We start from the raw sequence: 16,621 nt of genomic DNA, 5'->3' as shown, positions 1-16,621 counted from the left end.
CTCGCGACCAGCCAGTTTGCCCCTATACTGGCGCACTCTCATTTGCGCGACGCCCTGGGTGTCCGACGCATCCACTCTTTGGAGAAACATCTATGCAGAGGATCGGTGCCGGTGTGATCAAGCGAATCACCCAGGCCTGTGTCTGTGCCAGCCTTTCGCTGGCCCCGCTGGCCGCCACCCAGGCGGCCACCGAGCAAGACCCATGGGAAGCGGTCAACCGACCGATCTTCAAGTTCAACGACGTCCTCGATACCTACGCCCTGAGGCCCCTGGCCAAGGGTTACGACACGGTCACGCCGCAGTTCCTCCAGGACGGCATCCACAACGTGTTCCGCAACCTGGGCGATGTCGGCAACCTGGTCAACAACATCTTCCAGCTCAAGCCGCATAATGCGGGCGTTGACACCGCACGGTTGATCGTCAATACCACGTTCGGCCTGGGCGGCTTCTTCGACGTCGGTACGCGCATGGGGCTGCAGCGCAGCGACGAGGATTTCGGCCAGACCCTTGGCTACTGGGGCGTGCCGAGCGGACCTTATGTGGTCATTCCACTGCTGGGGCCAAGCACGGTCCGCGACGCGATTTCCAAGTACCCGGACTCCTTCACCGAACCCTACCGCTACATCGATCACGTGCCGACACGTAATTCGATCTTCGCACTCGACGTGATCGACACCCGTGCCAGCCTGCTGCCGGCGGAAAAGCTCATCCAGGGCGAGAAATACATCTTCATCCGTAACGCCTACCTGCAGAACCGCGAGTTCAAGGTCAGGGATGGCGAGGTCGAAGACGACTTCTGAGTACGTATCGACCCAGTACGAAGGCGATCTGCGGATCGCCTTTTTTGTGGGCTGGAACCATTCGCTGGTCAGGGACCCACGAATTCGAGGACCGGGGAGAGCATTACATTGCCCTCGCTATACCTAAACGTAAGCCAAACGGATGCTTCCAATAACCTTCGGTGATTAGCGTCCTGCCCCCGATCTTTGCACGCTTGAAACCCCTCGCGGATGGGAGTACCGTCTGCGCCTTACAGGCACCACTGTGCGTCGCCGAACTGGGTCACCGTCCCGCTTCCACGTACAGGGTTCACACGTATTCCAAGTAGTCGACCGTCGTCCTTGCCGATGTCCGCTACGCCAACCAATCGGCGCCGTTCGCCCACATGCAGAAAACCAGTGCAACGTTGCTGATCATCGATGACGACGACGTGGTCCGTGCAAGCCTCGCCGCGTATCTGGAAGACAGCGGCTTCAGCGTCCTCCAGGCCAGCAATGGCCAGCAGGGGCTACAGGTCTTCGAAGAGCACCAGCCCGATCTCGTCATCTGCGATCTGCGCATGCCGCAGATGGGCGGTCTCGAACTCATTCGCCGCATTACCGCGCAGGCACCCCAGGTGCCGGTGATCGTCGTGTCCGGTGCAGGCGTGATGAGCGATGCGGTGGAGGCCTTGCGCCTGGGCGCGGCCGACTACCTGATCAAGCCCCTGGAAGACCTTGCGGTGCTCGAGCACTCGGTTCGCCGGGCCATGGATCGAGCCCGCCTGGAGCTCGAGAACCAGCGCTACCAGGAAAAGCTGGAGGCGGCCAATCGGGAGCTGGAAGCCAGCCTGCACCTGTTGCAGGAGGACCAGACCGCCGGTCGTCAGGTGCAGATGAACATGCTGCCGGGAAGGCCGTGGAAGGCCGGCGATCTGACGTTCGACCATCAGATCATTCCGTCGCTGTACCTGTCGGGTGATTTCACCGACTATTTCCGTGTCGATGAGCGGCGCGTGGCGTTCTACCTGGCGGACGTGTCCGGCCATGGCGCCTCCTCGGCCTTCGTCACGGTGCTGCTCAAGTTCATGACCACTCGGCTGCTGTTCGAATTCAAGCGCAGCGGCAACATGCGCGACTTCAAGCCCTCCGAGGTGCTCTCGCACATCAATCGCGGGCTGATCAACTGCAAGCTCGGCAAGCATGTGACCATGGTCGGCGGCGTGATCGATGAGGACACTGGGCTGATGACCTATAGCGTGGGCGGGCATTTGCCGCTGCCGGTGCTGTATACGCCCGGCCAGGCTCGCTATCTCGAGGGCCGAGGCTTGCCGGTGGGCCTGTTCGACCAAGCGACCTACCAGGATCATGTATGCGAACTGCCTCCGCAGTTCAGCCTCACGCTCATGTCCGACGGTATTCTGGACCTTTTGCCGGGCGACACGCTCAAAGATAAGGAAGCGACCTTGCCGGAAATCGTCAAGGCCGCGCAGGGCAGTCTGGATGGGCTGCGCCGACGATTCGGATTGGCTACGCTTGGGGAGATGCCGGATGATATCGCCCTATTGGTGTTGAGCAGGAACCTTCCATGAGTACTGGTAGAATCCAGTTCGCCGAACAGAACGGTACCTTCGTACTGAAATTCGTCGGTGAAGTGCGCCTGACCTTGTGCTCGGCGCTGGATGCGACGATCGAGAAGATCTTCACCGCGCTGAATTTCTCGGCCATCGTCATAGACCTCACTGAAACCGAAAGCATCGACAGCACCACCCTCGGTCTGCTGGCGAAGCTCTCCATCCTGTCCCGCCAGAAGGTCGGCCTGCTGCCCACCGTGGTCACTACCAACCCGGACATTTCCCGGCTGTTGCAGTCCATGGGTTTCGACCAGGTGTTCAATATCGTCGATCGCCCGCTGCCATGCCCGGACTGCCTGAGCGATCTACCGTCGCAGGACGAAAACGAAGAAGTTGTGCGCTCCAAGGTTCTGGAGGCGCACAGAATCCTGATGGGACTCAACGATTCCAATCGCGAGGCGTTTCGCGACCTGGTGAGTGCGCTGGAGCGGTCCTGAGCCACCGGTAGCCGTTCAGCTGTACCTCTTTTCCAATACACACCTCAACGCAAACGGGCGGAGAATACCCAGTATTCTCCGCCCGTCGTGTCATCGCCTGCCGTGTCAGGTGTTTTCGGCCATGACCTTTTCCAGCTTCTCTTGATCACGAGCGAACTGGCGAATGCCTTCGGCCAGCTTCTCGGTGGCCATGGCATCTTCGTTCATGGCCCAGCGGAACTGGCCCTCGTCCAGCACCTGCTTGGCTTCGCCGGCGTTGCCCGGCTTGAGGATGCGCGGCAGCTCGCCCTGATCGTCGCTCAGCTGCTGCAGCAGCTCCGGGCTGATGGTCAGGCGATCGCAGCCGGCCAGCTGTTCGATCTGCCCGACGTTGCGGAAGCTCGCGCCCATGACCACGGTGTCGTAGCCATGGGTCTTGTAGTAGTCGTAGATGCGGGTGACCGACTGGACGCCCGGATCATCGACCCCGGTGTACTCCTTGCCGGTGCTCTTCTTGTACCAGTCGTAGATGCGCCCCACGAACGGCGAGATCAGGAATACGCCGGCATCGGCGCAGGCCTGGGCCTGGGCGAAGGAGAAGAGCAGCGTGAGGTTGGTCTGGATGCCTTCCTTTTCCAGTTTCTCGGCAGCGCGAATGCCTTCCCACGTGGAGGCCAGCTTGATCAGCACGCGATCGCGCCCGATACCGGCCGCTTCGTACAGGGCGATCAGTTGGCGAGCCTTGTTCAGCAGCGCCGGTTCGTCGAATGACAGGCGCGCGTCCACTTCGGTGGAGATGCGCCCTGGAATCACCTTGAGAATGCCGGCGCCGACCGCGACCGAGAACTTGTCGCACGCCAGCTGTACGTCACCCTGGGCATCGCTGCGCACCTGCTTGAGCAGGTCGGCGTAGCCTTCGATGGCTGCAGCCTTGAGCAGCAGCGAAGGGTTGGTGGTGGCATCCACCGGCTTCAACCGTGTGATGGCGTCGAGGTCGCCCGTGTCGGCGACGACGGTGGTGAACTGCTTGAGTTGTTCCAGCTTGGAAGTCATGGGCGTGCTCTGTCCTGTGAGTGTCTCGACATTACCCGAGCCCCGGCGGCCACTCAAGGCCGATCACCGGCGCAGCCTGGTGCGGGCGGGCGAACCCCTGTTCGAGTTCGCCCTCCGGCCAGGGTTCCCCTTAGCGCCCCTGCAACAGCTGCGCGGCCTGCTCCACCACCTGCAGCGGCGCCGCAGCCTTGTGGATGTCCGCCGACAGCAACTGACGGAAGCGTCGAGCGCCAGGGAAACCCTGACCCAACCCCAGGATATGCCGGGTAATATGGTGGATAGCCCCGCCAGCCTCCACGTGCGCGACCAGATAGGGCATGAGGCGCGCCATCACCTCGCTGCGACTGATCACGGGCGCTTGGCTGTCGAACAGTTGCTGATCCACTTCGGCCAGCAGGTAGGGGTTGTGGTAAGCCTCGCGCCCCAGCATCACGCCGTCGAAGGTCTGTAGATGCAGGTGGCAGGCTTCGAGCGTCTTGATCCCGCCGTTGAGCACCAGCTCCAGGTCGGGAAAATCCTGCTTGAGCTGCGCGGCCACGTCGTAGCGCAGCGGTGGCACTTCGCGGTTCTCCTTGGGCGACAGCCCTTCGAGAATGGCGATGCGGGCGTGCACGGTGAAGCTCGTGCAGCCGGCGTCGCGCACCTGCCCGACGAAGTCGCACAGCTGGGCATAGCTGTCGCGGCCGTTGATGCCGATGCGGTGCTTGACCGTGACCGGAATCTGCACGGCGTCGATCATCGCCTTGACGCAGTCGGCCACCAGCCCAGGGTGCCCCATCAGGCAAGCCCCGATCATGTTGTTCTGCACCCGGTCACTTGGGCAGCCGACGTTGAGGTTAACTTCGTCATAGCCCGCCGCTTCGGCCAGCTTCGCGCAGGCCGCGAGTGCGGCCGGATCGCTGCCGCCCAATTGCAGCGCCAGTGGGTGCTCGGACACGTCATGGCGCAGGAAGCGCTCGGCGTCGTTGTGCAGCAGGGCGCCGGTGGTGACCATTTCGGTGTAGAGCAGGGTGTGGCGGGAGAGCAGGCGCAGGAAATAGCGGCAGTGGCGGTCGGTCCAATCCATCATGGGGGCCACGGAGAAGCGGCGTGACGGCTCAGGGCGCGTCGTTTCTGGCTCAGCGCCCGAGTTTGTAGTGTTTTCGTTCAACGTGTTTCGTACCGTTTTTCGGGGGTTTTGGGGCGTTTTTACCAAGCGCTTGGTACAATGTACCAATCGACCGAAGACGTGTACCAATTTCCTATGGCAACGATCCGACTGCGCAAGAAAGCCGATGGCACCACCAGCTACACCGTCCAGATTCGCATCAATCGCGATAAGGTCACAGTCTACCAAGAGAGCCAAACGTTCGCCCGCAAACAGGCAGCTGTGGCCTGGGCGAAGCGACGAGAGACCGAATTGTCGGAGCCGGGCGCCATCGAGCGGGCGAAGCGCGTGGGACATCCGATCAAGGCGATGATTGACCGGTACCTGTTAGAAGCGGAGAAAGCCCGGCCGCTAGGTGTGACCAAGCGACAGACACTTAAGGCCATTCAGAAAACCTACCTCGCTGAAGTAGTCGACTCCAACATCACCCAGCAGGTCCTAGTCGACTTCGCCTTGTGGCGAATGGGCCCCGAGGGTGGTGGAGTCAAACCGCAGACGGCAGGTAATGACTTGGCACACCTTGGGTCGGTCCTGTCGCTGGCCAGGGCAGCGTGGGGTTACGAGATCGACGCGCGAGCTATGCCTGACGCTCGTCTTGTTCTTAAGCAGTTCGGCTACAACATGCGCAGCCGCGAGCGGGATCGACGTCCGACGATGGATGAGCTCGACAAGGTTCTCGAACATTTTTTCGAGATGCTGACGCGTCGGCCCACCGCCATTCACATGCCTAAGGTGATGGCGTTTGCGATTTTCTCGACGCGGAGGATGGATGAGATCACCCGCATCCTGTGGGAAGACCTGGATGAGCACCGCCAGGCGGTGAAGGTGCGGGATATGAAGAATCCTGGCCAGAAGATCGGCAACGATGTCTGGTGTTACTTGCCGGATGAGGCGTGGCTCATCATACAGAGCATGCCCCGAGAGTGTCGCGAGATATTCCCGTACAACACGGATTCAATCGGCACAGCTTGGTCGAAGGCCTGCAAGATAAAAGGAATAGAGGATCTGCACTTCCACGACTTGCGTCATGAAGGAGTGAGTCGGTTGTTTGAAATGGATTGGGACATACCGAGGGTCTCAAGCGTATCCGGTCACCGTGATTGGAACTCGATGCGGCGATATACCCATTTGCGTGGGCGAGGGAATGCGTATAAAAGCTGGAGGTGGCTGGATCAGATCATTCAGGCACCGGTTAAACTCGGTGCTCGGGCTGAGTAGGCGGATCGACACCCGTGCTACTTCTATGATCGCCTCTCGTGGTAGGCATCCGCTTAAGGGCGACAGCGGTCAGTAGCGTCCGGCTGCTTTCGATCCAAAGCGGACCCTCGTCAGGGGCTACATACGGCCAAAAACAGCCTTTCGCCTGTCAAGTTTGATATCGTCTATTCGTAAATGACGGCCATCAGAATCATGCTGCTGTCGTGGGTAGATCTCGTGTGTTTCGGCATCAATTGATCAAAGACCGGTTGCCTTTATGGCTCACTCCAGTCAAATTGCATGCCGCGCGATTCACAGAGCGTGGGCCAAAAGCGCGTAAAGACAGATCTTAATAGTGATTGTTGTTCTCGATTCCGTGCCGGGAGGGTTGATTTTCGATGTCTGAAGCAGAAATTCCAAATGGTGACCCTCTCAACTTAGATGGTCTCAAAGCTTTTCATCGTGAATATGATGCTATGAAGAAGCGTGATGAAGATGAAGAGCGAAAGCAAGCGGCCTTCGAAAAAGAAAGGCAGGCTAGAGTGAAAAATCAACTCGCCAGCGAATTATTGCAACAGAAGATTTTTTCAACAATAACCGTTATTATCCTTGTTGTTACAATTTTGGGAACTGTTTTTACTTTTCGTGAGTCGGTGGTCTACTATTATTTCTATGTGACCTATACTGCGATTCCTGTTTTGCTCGCGATAAGCTTTTTTGCTATTGCCAAGATCTGGATGCGAAAAGACTTGACTGGTAGTGATACCTCTTTCGTTGAGCTAGATAAACGTGCCGAACATAGAGAATTAATCAAGGCGAAGGCTCAAGCACAGGCTCAAATGCGAGCGTTTTCGGAAGAGCTTGCACGCGTTAAGATTGATGCCGTTAACGAATATGCTGGACTTGAGCTAAAGTCTACAAGTGAATCAGCCCCTGTAAAAGATCCAAGCTATGATTTTGTCGAAAACATTCAAGACATAATTTCAAATCTTGATAGTCAAATTCGCTACGCTGAGGAAAAAGCTTCCCGGTTGCTTGAGAGCGGCAGATCGTTCATAAAAATGGGTATTTCATTTTATTTGATTACAATTATAGCTTGGCAATTATATCTATGGGGGGCTCACATGGAGCTAACGCCAGGGATGATTGTTGGCATGGCGTCGTGCACAATTCTATTCATAACAGTAGAGTTTTTGGGGGCCTGGTTCTTAAAGCAATATCGCCACTATGGGGATTCAGCTTTTGCTTACATGAAGGTTCGGTCTATGTACGGAAGGCACCTCTTGGCATACTGTGCTGTGTTTGAGTTCGGTGATGGGGGGGAGGTAGCAAAAAATGATTTGCTTACAATTCTAGAGAAGTCAGAAGAGTGGCCAGAGCTCAAAGATTTAAATAAGAACGACTTCAATCATATGCTACAGTCCGTCGAGGCTGTGGGTGTTTTGTTTGAGAAATTAAAGAGTATAAAGAAAAGCAAAAGCGCTGAAGCTTCGTAATGAGTGGCTGAAAGTGAATTTAGTTGCTTGAGGCTCTCCAGTTTCTGGTTGGCAAAAAAATATAGGTTCTGATCAGCTAGTCTAGGACTCTGCGTTAATCATTCTCGGCTTCAGTGGGCGCCTGAATCGTCCTTGGTTTTGTAGAAATTCCCGAACGGCTGCTTCTGGCTGAATCCTACCATTCACCAACGGCTGCTTTGGGTCGTTAGCTGCCCTCGCAGAAAGCCGGTTCGGGTTGCTCGTCGAAGATGTCGACGGCCACCCACACCTGGCCACGCGAAATTTATCTTACCGGCTAGCCGTCCCGAAGCGTTTTGTTCAATTGCGCACACTCCTTATGGGCAGTCTCCCGCTGCTGATCCAGGTACTGCGCTAGATCGGCAATATGAATGCCTCGCGCGCTCTTCTGGCTTGTCTCGAGCCTGGTGATAGGAAGTTTGATCTGTCCAGCAAGAACCTTCCGCTGAAACATGTCAGGGGTCAGGTGGGTAAAGTAATCGGTGCACACTTGATCAAGTGGAATGATGGCGAGCCCGTTGTACTGCGCCATCAGCATGAATGCCGTTTTCATTCGCACACCTCCAAGCGATCTAGGCGCTCCAGTTCGGCCAAGATAAGCGCTCCTGCTTTGATGAGCATCCCTCGCTGGGCTCCAGGCTTCCACGCCTCAGGACCCCAGGGCCATAGCGCTGGAACGATCGTGCATTCAACGAGTGGCATATTCCATGTGTGCGCCCATGCGGCGAGTGCGCTGGCAGCGTCGGCAAGTTGGCCATTCGTATAGAGGTCGTCAGCTTCCGCTGTGTGTCCCTCAACTGTGATCTGGCGGAGACGTTCGGATAGCACCTCAAGAGCAATCGCACGGCTTCGGTTCTCCACTTCAGACAAGACGATTATGAGGTCGGGCTTGCAGCCCACTGCGTTTACTTGGCGGTGGCGCTCGATCTCGGCGATCAGTTCCAGCGTCACCGCAGGCGCCATTGCCATGCCGTAGTCGTTGAGTGCTACGTTGTCGTACTGATCACGTTTCGCAGCGGTGGCGAGCGCTTTCAGTTTCAAAATGTCCACGCTCATCCCTTGGTCTCCTGCTTGATGATGAAGCCCGCCGCCTGGCGGATCTTGGAACATTTATCGTGACCGCCTGGGCGAGTACGAGACTTGCCGCACACGTCGCAGATCGCCGACATCGCTGGTCGTAGAAGTGGCTGTATTCCCTTGAGCGTTCTTACCTCCGGTAGGTATGTGACTGAGGTTATGTTGCTCGCACGCGTCAGAGAGCTGGGGTGATACAGCACCTGCAGGCCGAGCTGGTGGGCGACGTGAAGCTCCAGTCGTGCGCCCTTTGATTTTTCCCAGCCAGGTAGCATTAAAACCGCGTCACAGCGACAGATCTGCACGAGCGCGAGACGCATGTAGCCTGCCCACGATCTACATTCGGGTGTCGGATTTTCGGCAGGATTCTCGACCTCGATACCCTCCGAGCGCAGCAACTGGGCCGCAGCATTGAATGCTGGGTAGTTGAAGTCGGGAAGTCCGGTCATCGGGCCGGAGATGTAGACTCGTTTCATGCTGCCTCCGGTGTATCGGCATCAGTCCAAGCCCCATCGCAAAGCCCATATGCGCTCGAGCAGGCCGATGCATCTGCCTCGCCGTCGCTGGCGATCAGATCGTACTGGATGCCACCGCGTGTTGTGCGTGACCACTCCACGGCTTGCCGTATGTTGGCAAGCGCGACGATCTCTGCCGGGCTCATATCGGCAATCGAGCCTTTCTGATGCTTGGCGTTGGCACCCGCGAAGAATGTAGCGCCACCTTGCTTGCTTGCTTGGCGTACTAAGTCTTCCCAGTGAGCAATCTTGTCGACGTGCTCGGGGAAGCGGGCTGCAATTTCCCGTAGCTCACCTTTGCGGCAGTTGATGCAAGGCATACAGCCAACCCTGCCCATGCCGAGGCTATATAGCGGGTTAGCTTTTACCCCTGCGAAGCGGTGGGCCTCGAACACGGCCTGGACTGGCCAGTCGATGATTGGGCGGAAGTTGAATAGGCCGCCTCCGACCTCGTCGACTTGAGGTAAGTAGCGACGTGCCTCGGACTCCTCGCGGCGCACACCTTGCCAAGACAGCACCATGTTGTTTCCGTCGAGTAGCGGGAGCATCACCTGTTCGACAAGAACGTTGCGCTTCAACTCTTCGGTACAGAATTGAGCTTTCCGGCTTGGGAATCGCCCTTTCCAAAGACACAGGTCCAAGAAGGGGACACCGGTAGGCTGCAGAACCTGCAGGGCCGTCTCAACAATCTTTTCTGGCACCCGCTGCTCGCGCCATTTGGTCGCAATGAACTGTCGCTTGCGAGCGATCTGGCGGGAGAAGTCCGCCCGGCGCCGCTCGATCTGAACGCCTGTGGTGTCGGTTAGGTAATCGAGGTATTCCAGGGTCAGTCCATGCTCATTGCCTGTGTCGGCAAAGACGGCGCGAATATTCGGTACTTCCAGCGCTAGAGCGAGTAAGAGCGTGGCGGTGCTGTCCTTACCGCCCGAGACGCTGACTACATTGAACTGCTGATTGTGTAGCGTATTCACGGCATAGCCTGTGGAGCGATATGAAGGCAAGTTTGTCATGCCGCTGCTCCTGCGGTTGCGGGGGTTGCTCGCAAGTGGGCATGCAAACGCATTGCGAGTTGAGTCAACTGCTGGATCTGCTCATTCGCCCTTTGGGCTTGCTGGTTGGCTTTCAGCGCGTTGAGGGTCCGCTCTGTAAGCCCAAGCGTTCTTGCCGTCTCGGCCAGCAGGTCGTAATCCGCCCTGGTCACGGCCATCCCGGTGTAGGACATGATCCGGGCCTCCAACTCGGCGATGGTGCTTTGAAGCGAGGCGATCGCCTTGAGGCGTTTTCGCGTATCAGCTTCATTCTCGATATTGGTATCGGCCAGTTGCTCTTCGAGCGTTCTGATCCGTAGCTTGAGGCTCGAATCCACGCATTCTTTGCCCTCGGTCCTGCCGCGCATGTAGGCAAGATGGCGCGACTTAGCGAAAAGGAAGGGCATGATGACGAGTGTTGCCAGCCACAGAATACCCAGTGTGAGAATCAGTTGATGTGATTGCATGAGCTGTGCTCCGGTATGCTCGTCGCTGGTGATTGAGAGCAGCGACGAGCAGATGCCCCAGATGGCCGGGGCTGCCTTGTTATGCGGTTTGTGTGCGCTGCTGATCGAGGTACTCAGCGAGATCGTGCAGGTAGATCACATGTTGCGCCCTGCTTGAGCTGTGGAGCTTTTTCAGCTTCAGCTTGATCTCGCCCTTGCGAACCAGCTCCTTGAACCTGCGATCTGTTTTGATGTGCGGGAAATACTGCTCCCGCACAGCCGTCAGCGTGGGACATGGAGTCGTCCACTGGGCGCGTAGCTGATCCAGCGTGCCGGTCATGCGTACTTCGCCATAGCATCGTCGAAGCCCCTGATCTGGTTGCGCACTGTTTCCGCCAAGTCGTCTTGGCAGTGCCCTTTGGTTGCGGCGCATATTTCGCCAAGATGGTTGAGCACGATCACCCTGAACGGCTTTTCAAGGTCGTTCGTTGGGCTGATGTATGCACTGAGGCTGGGGCCGACTACCGCGTTCACCGCTTCCAGCGCTTCACGCATCGCAATGGCTTCTGCGGACTGCCGACCGGAATCAGTGCGGCCATTGGCTAGATCCTGCAAAAAGTCTCTCAGGGCTTGGTACTTGGAGGAGTCACCTCTGAGTAACGTCAGCGACGCCGTCAGAGGCCCAAAGCTCGCTTTGATGTGATGCCTGCGCTGGTCGTTTTCGATTTCCAGCTGGGCATCGAAGGCGCGCTCCGGTCGAAGCATTTGGCAAACGGTTTTGCCGCCCGACTCAAGGGTGTGCTGCAGCAGCATGACGCGACGCAGGGGTATGGTGAATTCACTCATGCTTCACCACCATTGCGTGGGAAGACCTGCGCGCGGCCCGAAAGCGTTACCGCTATCTGAAGTCCGGTGCGGACTTCAAACGCCTTCGCTTTCTCTGGAGCGCAGCAGATTGCAGAGTGGGGGTAGATGATTGCGGTATTGCTGTACTGAGCCTTTGTCATGGGTCATATCCTTGATGTGAGAGCTGACGCCATGGGAAATTAGCAAAGAGTAATTTAATGTGCAATAGCAAACGCTAAATCGCTCAGGTGTGCGAGTTCACCGGGCGCGGCCGGTGAATCGAAATTCCCTGAGAGGTCTAGAGCTTTTTAGCGGTCCAGGCGAGCAGGACACGCGCCTGAATATGCATCCTGTCTATCATCGATTCGTCGATCGTGATCGGTGGATAGATGGGGTTGTCAGAGATCATTCTGAGCTGGCCGCCCGTCATGCGCTGCAACCGCTTGATGTAAAGGTCGCCATCAAGGGTAAACACATAGATCGCGTCAGTCTTGACCTCCGTGATCCCCCGATCTACCAGCAGGGCGTCACCATCAGCGAAAGTGCCTGACATGCTGTCGCCATCACCCGTGATGATTGCCAGGTTGTCGAGGTTCGAGAAGTTGAGGCCCTGCATCCTCAACCAGTCCAAATGGACCGTCATGTCGCGGATGACTTCAATGTACATATCCGGGGCTGCCCTGCCTGGCCCCATCGATGCCGCGATGTCGAGGTGCGGGATAAGAACAAAATCCTTGTGCTTTACCGCTCGCTTCGACAGATGAACGACATTGTCCGGGGCTTTGTTGGATGGCTCCTCAGTTTGAGGAGAAGTCAGCGTCCCTGCAGCGAGCCCGATCTTGGACTCGAGCGTCAGCGCAGCCTTTTCCCCGAGCTTGCGATGGCCATTCAGCAACTGCGATAGGTAGGAAGCATCCAGGTCGTAGGCGTCGGCAAAGTCTTTTTGACTGAGGCTGCCCATGAGCTTGCGGAGGGTGGCGATGCGCTTTTCGTTGATATCCATTCGACGATGATTGCTTCCAGTTAGCAGACAGTAAATTGCACAACGCTATTGCCATGATAATTAGCAATTGCTAATCTCGCCGCTCATGGAGGTATCTATGACGCTTAGCGAGTATCTGAAGACGATGGACAAGGAACGGCTCGAAGCTTTCGCAAATCGTTGCGGGACATCGATAGGTCAACTGCGGCAGGTGGCTTACGGCAATCGTAGAGCCAGCGCGGGTTTGGCCGTGAGTCTCGACCGAGAAACAGGGGGAATTATCGCTTGTGAATCACAACGGCCCGACATCGACTGGGCCTACCTTCGACAAAAAACAGCATAGGGTGCTGACCTGGGAGCTCTCACCTTCCCAGGCCAGCTACGACGGCGCACAGCTCAGTACGGTCGTGGTCGTAGGATAGGGGTTGCCCTAGCCGATGGCTACACCGTTAAAGAGGAATTAACGGTTATGAGTCGCATCGACAACTCGCCGGACACAGGTCCGGCTCTTTCATTGCGCCACGCGCTCTGGCGCGCTGGCCGCGAGTACAGAGGTGGCATCACGTCCCTGGCGTTCGACATGGGGATGGACTTGGATGCTCTGCAGAAGAAGCTCAAGCACGACGAAGAACGGCGCTGGCTCAACCCTGATGAGCTTGAGGAGGTATTGCAGTGGACCTGCGACAAGCGCGTGCTCGATGCGTTGGGCAGGGCAGCGGGGGTTGTCTGGTATCGCCCGGAGCCCGTACCTGCCACCAATCAGCAGCTCAAGGCGGTCGCCCATCTGCTGGAGGAGTCCGCGCAGTTCGTGCGCAGCATGCATGAGGGCGCAGCGGACAATGTTTGGGAGCCGCATGAGGTCCAGACTTTGGAGGCGCGCGGGATAGATGTCATCAGGCAGGTGCTCGCGATCATCGCAGGTGCCCGCCAGGCCATGGAGGATCAATGCCATGGCTGATGCAGTCGACTTCGCCAATGACCACGTCGAGTATTTTCTGCAGCTGTCGCTCCTACGGTTCGCTCGGCTCCCGGAACAACCGAGCGCTGAACACTGCGAAGACTGTGGAGAGGCGATCCCACCTGCGCGTCAACAGCTGGTGACTGGTTGCCAAACCTGTGTGAGTTGCCAGGAACTACGGGAGCGGCGCCGGTGAGGGGACGCCCAACTTCTACAACAGCTGATTGGGCGCGGCGTTACATTGAAACCTTCGATCTAGCGCTGGTCCCGATCGACCCAGGCGAAAAGGGGCCCAAAGGTAATGGCTGGAATCAGCCGGGTGGCTACTTCATCGCTGCGGATGATGCAGCGGACTTCTGGAGCAGGCATCCGAGCCACAACCTGGGAGTAGTGCTCGGGCCTAGCCGTGTCTGCTCGCTGGATGTTGATGATGTGCCATGCACGCGGCAGATCCTGCAGGAGCTGCTGGGTATGGACCTCGACTCCCTAGCTGACGCTTATCCGACGTCGGTGGGTAATCCCGCGCGCTTCCGAATCATGTTCAAGGTGCCAGACGGTGTTGATCTGTCCTGGCATCCGTTGACTTGGCCAAGCCAGGCAGACCCGGACGGGTCGATTCACAAAGCGCTGATGGTTCAGGTCAAGTCCGCGCGTGATGCTGGAGACGTTGATCGAGTCAATGCCCTGAAGTTGGCTGCTGAGCCTTTCAAAAAAATCCCAGTGTTCGAACTGCGGGCGGGCCTGGTGCAAGACGTACTGCCGCCTTCGATTCATCCTGGCACTGGTCGTCCGTACACATGGCGTACCGCTCCTGATCCGAAGGGCTTGCCGGAGCTGCCGGCGAAATTGCTGGCTATCTGGCAGGACTGGGACAACTTCAAGCCTAAGGCCGAGAGTATCTGCCCATGGCTACCCAAACCCAAGCCGGCGCCTCGTCCTGCTCCAGCCAAGTCGAGGCCTGCTCTGGCTCGTGCCGGACGTGATCTGCCCGAAGTGATCCCGCTGTTCAACCAGGCTCATGACATCGCATCGCTGATCGAGGCCCATGGCTATGAGCGGCGCGGTGACAAATGGCTGTGCCCGCAGAGCAGCACCGGCATGGCGGGCGTGTCGATCAGTGAAGGAAAACTGTATTCCCACCACAGTTCTGATCCACTGGCCAATGGTCACAAGAACGACGCGTTCGACGTGTTCTGCATCCTGGCCCATGGTGGTGATCAGCGGGCAGCAACCAAAGCTGCCGCCGAGATCCTCGGCCTCAGTCCGAGGTCACGCCCGCCAGCACCACCTCCAGTTGGCGAGCTTCCCCACGCCCCATCTGCCAGCGAGCAGGCCGCCCAAGATCCACTCCTTGCACCCGTCGCGGTGGTGGTGACGGGCGTGGCATCTGAGGGACCACCGGGCAGCCCGGCCGGCTCCTCCGACGACGAGGGGGGCGGGGGTGGATTCAATCTAAAGGCGCTTCTACGGCGCTATGCCTTGATTGAGGGCACTACTCAGGTATGGGATATCGATGCTGCCAAGAAGATCAAGAAGGCCGGGTTCGTTGCCCACATTGGCAAGGAAGCGTTCAAGGACTGGGAGTCGGTCACGGATCCAACTCGTAAGAAGCGCGTCAGCGAGGAGTGGGTGAAGGACAACGAGCGTACCCAGGCTCTGGCCGGCAAGGCGCTCGGGGACTTCTCCATGCCGATGATGACGCGCTATGTATACATCGACGGGACCAAGGACGTGTGGGATTACGCGAAGAAACGACGTGTCGCCGAGGGTGCCGTCAAGATGGCCTTGGGCGATGCCTACAGCCTGTGGCTGAACAACCCGGACCGACGTGTGGTGGACATGAATCACATCGTCTTCGATCCCTGCATGAAGCACGACCCTCAGGTGTACATCAATACCTTCGAAGGACTGCCGCTGGAACCGGTCCGCAATGACGGAGCCTGCGAAAACCTGAGGTGGCTCATCAATTTTCTATGCAATGGGGACGAGGTGGCGGCGCGTTGGCTGACCTGCTGGCTTGCCTATCCGCTCCAACACTCCGGGGCCAAAATGGATACCGCAGTGCTCATGCATTCCACCATGGAAGGTTCGGGTAAGAGCCTGCTGTTCTCCGTCGTGATGGGGAAGCTGTACGGCATTTACTCGGCGACGGTAGGCCAGACGCAGTTGGAGGGGAATTTCAACGCTTGGCAAAGTGGCAAGTTATGGGCGGTTTTTGAAGAGGTCGTGAGCCGTGACCAGCGTTACAACCAAGTGGGCAAGATCAAGCAGCTGATCACCGGCCAGACGATCCGGATCGAAAGTAAGTTCGTGAATGGCTGGGAGGAGTCCAGCCATATGAATGCGGTGTTCTTGTCGAACGAGATCATGCCCTGGCCGATCGGCGAGGCTGACCGGCGCTTTCTGGTCATGTGGCCCGAAGAAAAGCTCCCGCCTGACAGACAGCTAGCCATCAAGCAAGAGCTGCTCAACGGTGGCGTAGAGGCCTTGTACGGATGGTTGCTCGCCCAGGACCTGGGCGACTTCGATCCACAGACCAAACCTCCGAGCACGCCAGCCCGCGAACGGCTCGTTGCATTGAGCAGGGCGAGTTGGCAGACCTTTGTGCATCTGTGGCGTACATCTCAGCTCGGCAATGGCCTGTGGGGGGCCTGCCTCTCGTCCGATCTGTACTCATTGTTTCTGGAGTGGTGCCAGCGATTCAAGGAGCACTCGATGAGCCAGACGAAGTTCAGCTTGTTCATCGAGACGGTCGGGGTTGAGAAGACGAGGGCTATTCCCTGGACGGAGGGGAACAACAGGCGATTCAGCGCCTGGTTCTTTCCGAAAGATGATCAGGCCTTCCTGCCACCATCCTTGAAGAGTGCCGAGCTGGGGGCGCATGTCGTGGCCTGGCGCGCCAAGGCAAAACTTGCGGGGTGGAACGTCGATGGCTGGGACCACGTCAAGGGGGCTGCTGCATGACTACAACCAGAAGTGTGTCGGGTGTGTTGGGGCTGTGTAGGGCCGAATGGCCAACCTTACACAGCGCTAAGCCACGAATTTCAAGGGCT

Annotated in this window: 20 protein-coding genes; 9 read left to right on the top strand and 11 right to left on the bottom strand. The window is 57.8% G+C overall.

The window, feature by feature from the left end:
- Positions 1 to 92: 92 nt before the first annotated feature.
- The 3 genes from IAE34_RS07690 to rssC all read left to right on the top strand — a co-directional run bounded on the left by IAE34_RS07690 (position 93) and on the right by rssC (position 2,829).
- Positions 93 to 800: an MlaA family lipoprotein gene (locus IAE34_RS07690; protein WP_200138271.1), complete on the top strand. Its 708-nt coding sequence runs from the start codon at positions 93 to 95 to the stop codon at positions 798 to 800.
- A gap of 365 nt (positions 801 to 1,165) precedes the next feature.
- On the top strand, positions 1,166 to 2,350 hold the full coding sequence (gene rssB / locus IAE34_RS07685) for a two-component system response regulator RssB (protein WP_200138270.1): 1,185 nt from the start codon (positions 1,166 to 1,168) through the stop codon (positions 2,348 to 2,350).
- On the top strand, positions 2,347 to 2,829 hold the full coding sequence (gene rssC / locus IAE34_RS07680) for an anti-sigma factor antagonist RssC (protein WP_200138269.1): 483 nt from the start codon (positions 2,347 to 2,349) through the stop codon (positions 2,827 to 2,829). The genes rssB and rssC overlap by 4 nt, the downstream gene beginning before the upstream one ends.
- Before the next feature lie 105 nt (positions 2,830 to 2,934).
- Here the strand turns inward: rssC and tal are convergent, their stop codons facing one another.
- The gene (gene tal / locus IAE34_RS07675; protein ID WP_200138268.1) at positions 2,935 to 3,861 is read right to left on the bottom strand and encodes a transaldolase; all 927 of its coding nucleotides are present in this window, start codon (positions 3,859 to 3,861) and stop codon (positions 2,935 to 2,937) included.
- A 130-nt stretch (positions 3,862 to 3,991) separates the two neighbouring features.
- The gene (dusA, locus tag IAE34_RS07670; RefSeq protein ID WP_200138267.1) at positions 3,992 to 5,011 is read right to left on the bottom strand and encodes a tRNA dihydrouridine(20/20a) synthase DusA; all 1,020 of its coding nucleotides are present in this window, start codon (positions 5,009 to 5,011) and stop codon (positions 3,992 to 3,994) included.
- 93 nt (positions 5,012 to 5,104) lie between these two features.
- Here dusA and IAE34_RS07665 point away from each other — a divergent pair, with 93 nt between their 5' ends.
- Together IAE34_RS07665 and IAE34_RS07660 are read left to right on the top strand one after the other, a co-directional pair.
- Positions 5,105 to 6,226, top strand: a complete 1,122-nt coding sequence (locus tag IAE34_RS07665; protein ID WP_200138430.1) for a tyrosine-type recombinase/integrase — start codon at positions 5,105 to 5,107, stop codon at positions 6,224 to 6,226.
- 377 nt (positions 6,227 to 6,603) lie between these two features.
- Positions 6,604 to 7,701, top strand: coding sequence for a hypothetical protein (locus IAE34_RS07660; RefSeq protein WP_200138266.1), 1,098 nt, complete (start codon positions 6,604 to 6,606; stop codon positions 7,699 to 7,701).
- Positions 7,702 to 7,996: 295 nt separating this feature from the next.
- On the opposite strand, the gene IAE34_RS07655 is transcribed toward IAE34_RS07660, so the two are convergent.
- The 9 genes from IAE34_RS07655 to IAE34_RS07615 form a co-directional block, all read right to left on the bottom strand.
- Positions 7,997 to 8,272, bottom strand: a complete 276-nt coding sequence (locus tag IAE34_RS07655; protein WP_200138265.1) for a pyocin activator PrtN family protein — start codon at positions 8,270 to 8,272, stop codon at positions 7,997 to 7,999.
- Positions 8,269 to 8,775: a hypothetical protein gene (locus IAE34_RS07650; RefSeq protein ID WP_200138264.1), complete on the bottom strand. Its 507-nt coding sequence runs from the start codon at positions 8,773 to 8,775 to the stop codon at positions 8,269 to 8,271. The genes IAE34_RS07655 and IAE34_RS07650 overlap by 4 nt, the downstream gene beginning before the upstream one ends.
- Positions 8,772 to 9,269, bottom strand: coding sequence for a DUF4406 domain-containing protein (locus IAE34_RS07645; RefSeq protein ID WP_200138263.1), 498 nt, complete (start codon positions 9,267 to 9,269; stop codon positions 8,772 to 8,774). Before IAE34_RS07645 ends, IAE34_RS07650 begins: the two co-directional genes overlap by 4 nt.
- A complete protein-coding gene (locus tag IAE34_RS07640; protein ID WP_200138262.1) occupies positions 9,266 to 10,318 on the bottom strand; it encodes a phosphoadenosine phosphosulfate reductase domain-containing protein in 1,053 nt (350 codons plus the stop codon). The genes IAE34_RS07645 and IAE34_RS07640 overlap by 4 nt, the downstream gene beginning before the upstream one ends.
- Positions 10,315 to 10,803, bottom strand: a complete 489-nt coding sequence (locus tag IAE34_RS07635; RefSeq protein ID WP_200138261.1) for a hypothetical protein — start codon at positions 10,801 to 10,803, stop codon at positions 10,315 to 10,317. Before IAE34_RS07635 ends, IAE34_RS07640 begins: the two co-directional genes overlap by 4 nt.
- Positions 10,804 to 10,882: 79 nt before the next feature.
- Positions 10,883 to 11,122: a pyocin activator PrtN family protein gene (locus IAE34_RS07630; protein ID WP_200138260.1), complete on the bottom strand. Its 240-nt coding sequence runs from the start codon at positions 11,120 to 11,122 to the stop codon at positions 10,883 to 10,885.
- On the bottom strand, positions 11,119 to 11,628 hold the full coding sequence (locus IAE34_RS07625) for a hypothetical protein (protein WP_200138259.1): 510 nt from the start codon (positions 11,626 to 11,628) through the stop codon (positions 11,119 to 11,121). Before IAE34_RS07625 ends, IAE34_RS07630 begins: the two co-directional genes overlap by 4 nt.
- The gene (locus IAE34_RS07620) at positions 11,625 to 11,789 is read right to left on the bottom strand and encodes a hypothetical protein (RefSeq protein WP_200138258.1); all 165 of its coding nucleotides are present in this window, start codon (positions 11,787 to 11,789) and stop codon (positions 11,625 to 11,627) included. The genes IAE34_RS07625 and IAE34_RS07620 overlap by 4 nt, the downstream gene beginning before the upstream one ends.
- A 137-nt stretch (positions 11,790 to 11,926) precedes the next feature.
- The gene (locus tag IAE34_RS07615) at positions 11,927 to 12,631 is read right to left on the bottom strand and encodes an XRE family transcriptional regulator (RefSeq protein WP_200138257.1); all 705 of its coding nucleotides are present in this window, start codon (positions 12,629 to 12,631) and stop codon (positions 11,927 to 11,929) included.
- 97 nt (positions 12,632 to 12,728) lie between these two features.
- Between IAE34_RS07615 and IAE34_RS07610 the strand changes: the two genes are divergently transcribed.
- From IAE34_RS07610 to IAE34_RS07595, 4 genes are all read left to right on the top strand, one after another.
- Entirely contained in the window at positions 12,729 to 12,953 is a 225-nt protein-coding gene (locus IAE34_RS07610; RefSeq protein ID WP_200138256.1) for a transcriptional regulator, read from the top strand.
- Between the two features lie 126 nt (positions 12,954 to 13,079).
- The gene (locus IAE34_RS07605; protein ID WP_200138255.1) at positions 13,080 to 13,568 is read left to right on the top strand and encodes a phage regulatory CII family protein; all 489 of its coding nucleotides are present in this window, start codon (positions 13,080 to 13,082) and stop codon (positions 13,566 to 13,568) included.
- Positions 13,498 to 13,764, top strand: a complete 267-nt coding sequence (locus tag IAE34_RS24500; RefSeq protein WP_325100977.1) for a TraR/DksA C4-type zinc finger protein — start codon at positions 13,498 to 13,500, stop codon at positions 13,762 to 13,764. Before IAE34_RS07605 ends, IAE34_RS24500 begins: the two co-directional genes overlap by 71 nt.
- Positions 13,761 to 16,532 carry a DUF5906 domain-containing protein gene (locus tag IAE34_RS07595; RefSeq protein ID WP_200138253.1) on the top strand — a complete coding sequence of 924 codons (2,772 nt, stop codon included), beginning with the start codon at positions 13,761 to 13,763 and terminating at the stop codon, positions 16,530 to 16,532. Before IAE34_RS24500 ends, IAE34_RS07595 begins: the two co-directional genes overlap by 4 nt.
- Positions 16,533 to 16,621: the final 89 nt, after the last annotated feature.

The sequence above is a fragment of the Pseudomonas sp. S30 genome (genome assembly GCF_016518545.1).
GTDB lineage: Bacteria > Pseudomonadota > Gammaproteobacteria > Pseudomonadales > Pseudomonadaceae > Aquipseudomonas.
This window is presented reverse-complemented; position numbering and strand designations above follow the sequence as displayed.

Coding starts and splice junctions, on each gene's coding strand:
- IAE34_RS07615 (WP_200138257.1), bottom strand. CDS start 12,631: ATGGATATCAACGAAAAGCGCATCGCCACCCTCCGCAAGCTCATGGGC.
- IAE34_RS07625 (WP_200138259.1), bottom strand. CDS start 11,628: ATGAGTGAATTCACCATACCCCTGCGTCGCGTCATGCTGCTGCAGCAC.
- rssC (WP_200138269.1), top strand. CDS start 2,347: ATGAGTACTGGTAGAATCCAGTTCGCCGAACAGAACGGTACCTTCGTA.
- tal (WP_200138268.1), bottom strand. CDS start 3,861: ATGACTTCCAAGCTGGAACAACTCAAGCAGTTCACCACCGTCGTCGCC.
- IAE34_RS07605 (WP_200138255.1), top strand. CDS start 13,080: ATGAGTCGCATCGACAACTCGCCGGACACAGGTCCGGCTCTTTCATTG.
- IAE34_RS07665 (WP_200138430.1), top strand. CDS start 5,105: ATGGCAACGATCCGACTGCGCAAGAAAGCCGATGGCACCACCAGCTAC.
- rssB (WP_200138270.1), top strand. CDS start 1,166: ATGCAGAAAACCAGTGCAACGTTGCTGATCATCGATGACGACGACGTG.
- IAE34_RS07620 (WP_200138258.1), bottom strand. CDS start 11,789: ATGACAAAGGCTCAGTACAGCAATACCGCAATCATCTACCCCCACTCT.
- IAE34_RS07635 (WP_200138261.1), bottom strand. CDS start 10,803: ATGCAATCACATCAACTGATTCTCACACTGGGTATTCTGTGGCTGGCA.
- IAE34_RS07655 (WP_200138265.1), bottom strand. CDS start 8,272: ATGAAAACGGCATTCATGCTGATGGCGCAGTACAACGGGCTCGCCATC.
- IAE34_RS07610 (WP_200138256.1), top strand. CDS start 12,729: ATGACGCTTAGCGAGTATCTGAAGACGATGGACAAGGAACGGCTCGAA.
- IAE34_RS07630 (WP_200138260.1), bottom strand. CDS start 11,122: ATGACCGGCACGCTGGATCAGCTACGCGCCCAGTGGACGACTCCATGT.
- IAE34_RS07650 (WP_200138264.1), bottom strand. CDS start 8,775: ATGAGCGTGGACATTTTGAAACTGAAAGCGCTCGCCACCGCTGCGAAA.
- IAE34_RS07690 (WP_200138271.1), top strand. CDS start 93: ATGCAGAGGATCGGTGCCGGTGTGATCAAGCGAATCACCCAGGCCTGT.
- IAE34_RS24500 (WP_325100977.1), top strand. CDS start 13,498: ATGTCATCAGGCAGGTGCTCGCGATCATCGCAGGTGCCCGCCAGGCCA.
- IAE34_RS07645 (WP_200138263.1), bottom strand. CDS start 9,269: ATGAAACGAGTCTACATCTCCGGCCCGATGACCGGACTTCCCGACTTC.
- IAE34_RS07640 (WP_200138262.1), bottom strand. CDS start 10,318: ATGACAAACTTGCCTTCATATCGCTCCACAGGCTATGCCGTGAATACG.
- IAE34_RS07660 (WP_200138266.1), top strand. CDS start 6,604: ATGTCTGAAGCAGAAATTCCAAATGGTGACCCTCTCAACTTAGATGGT.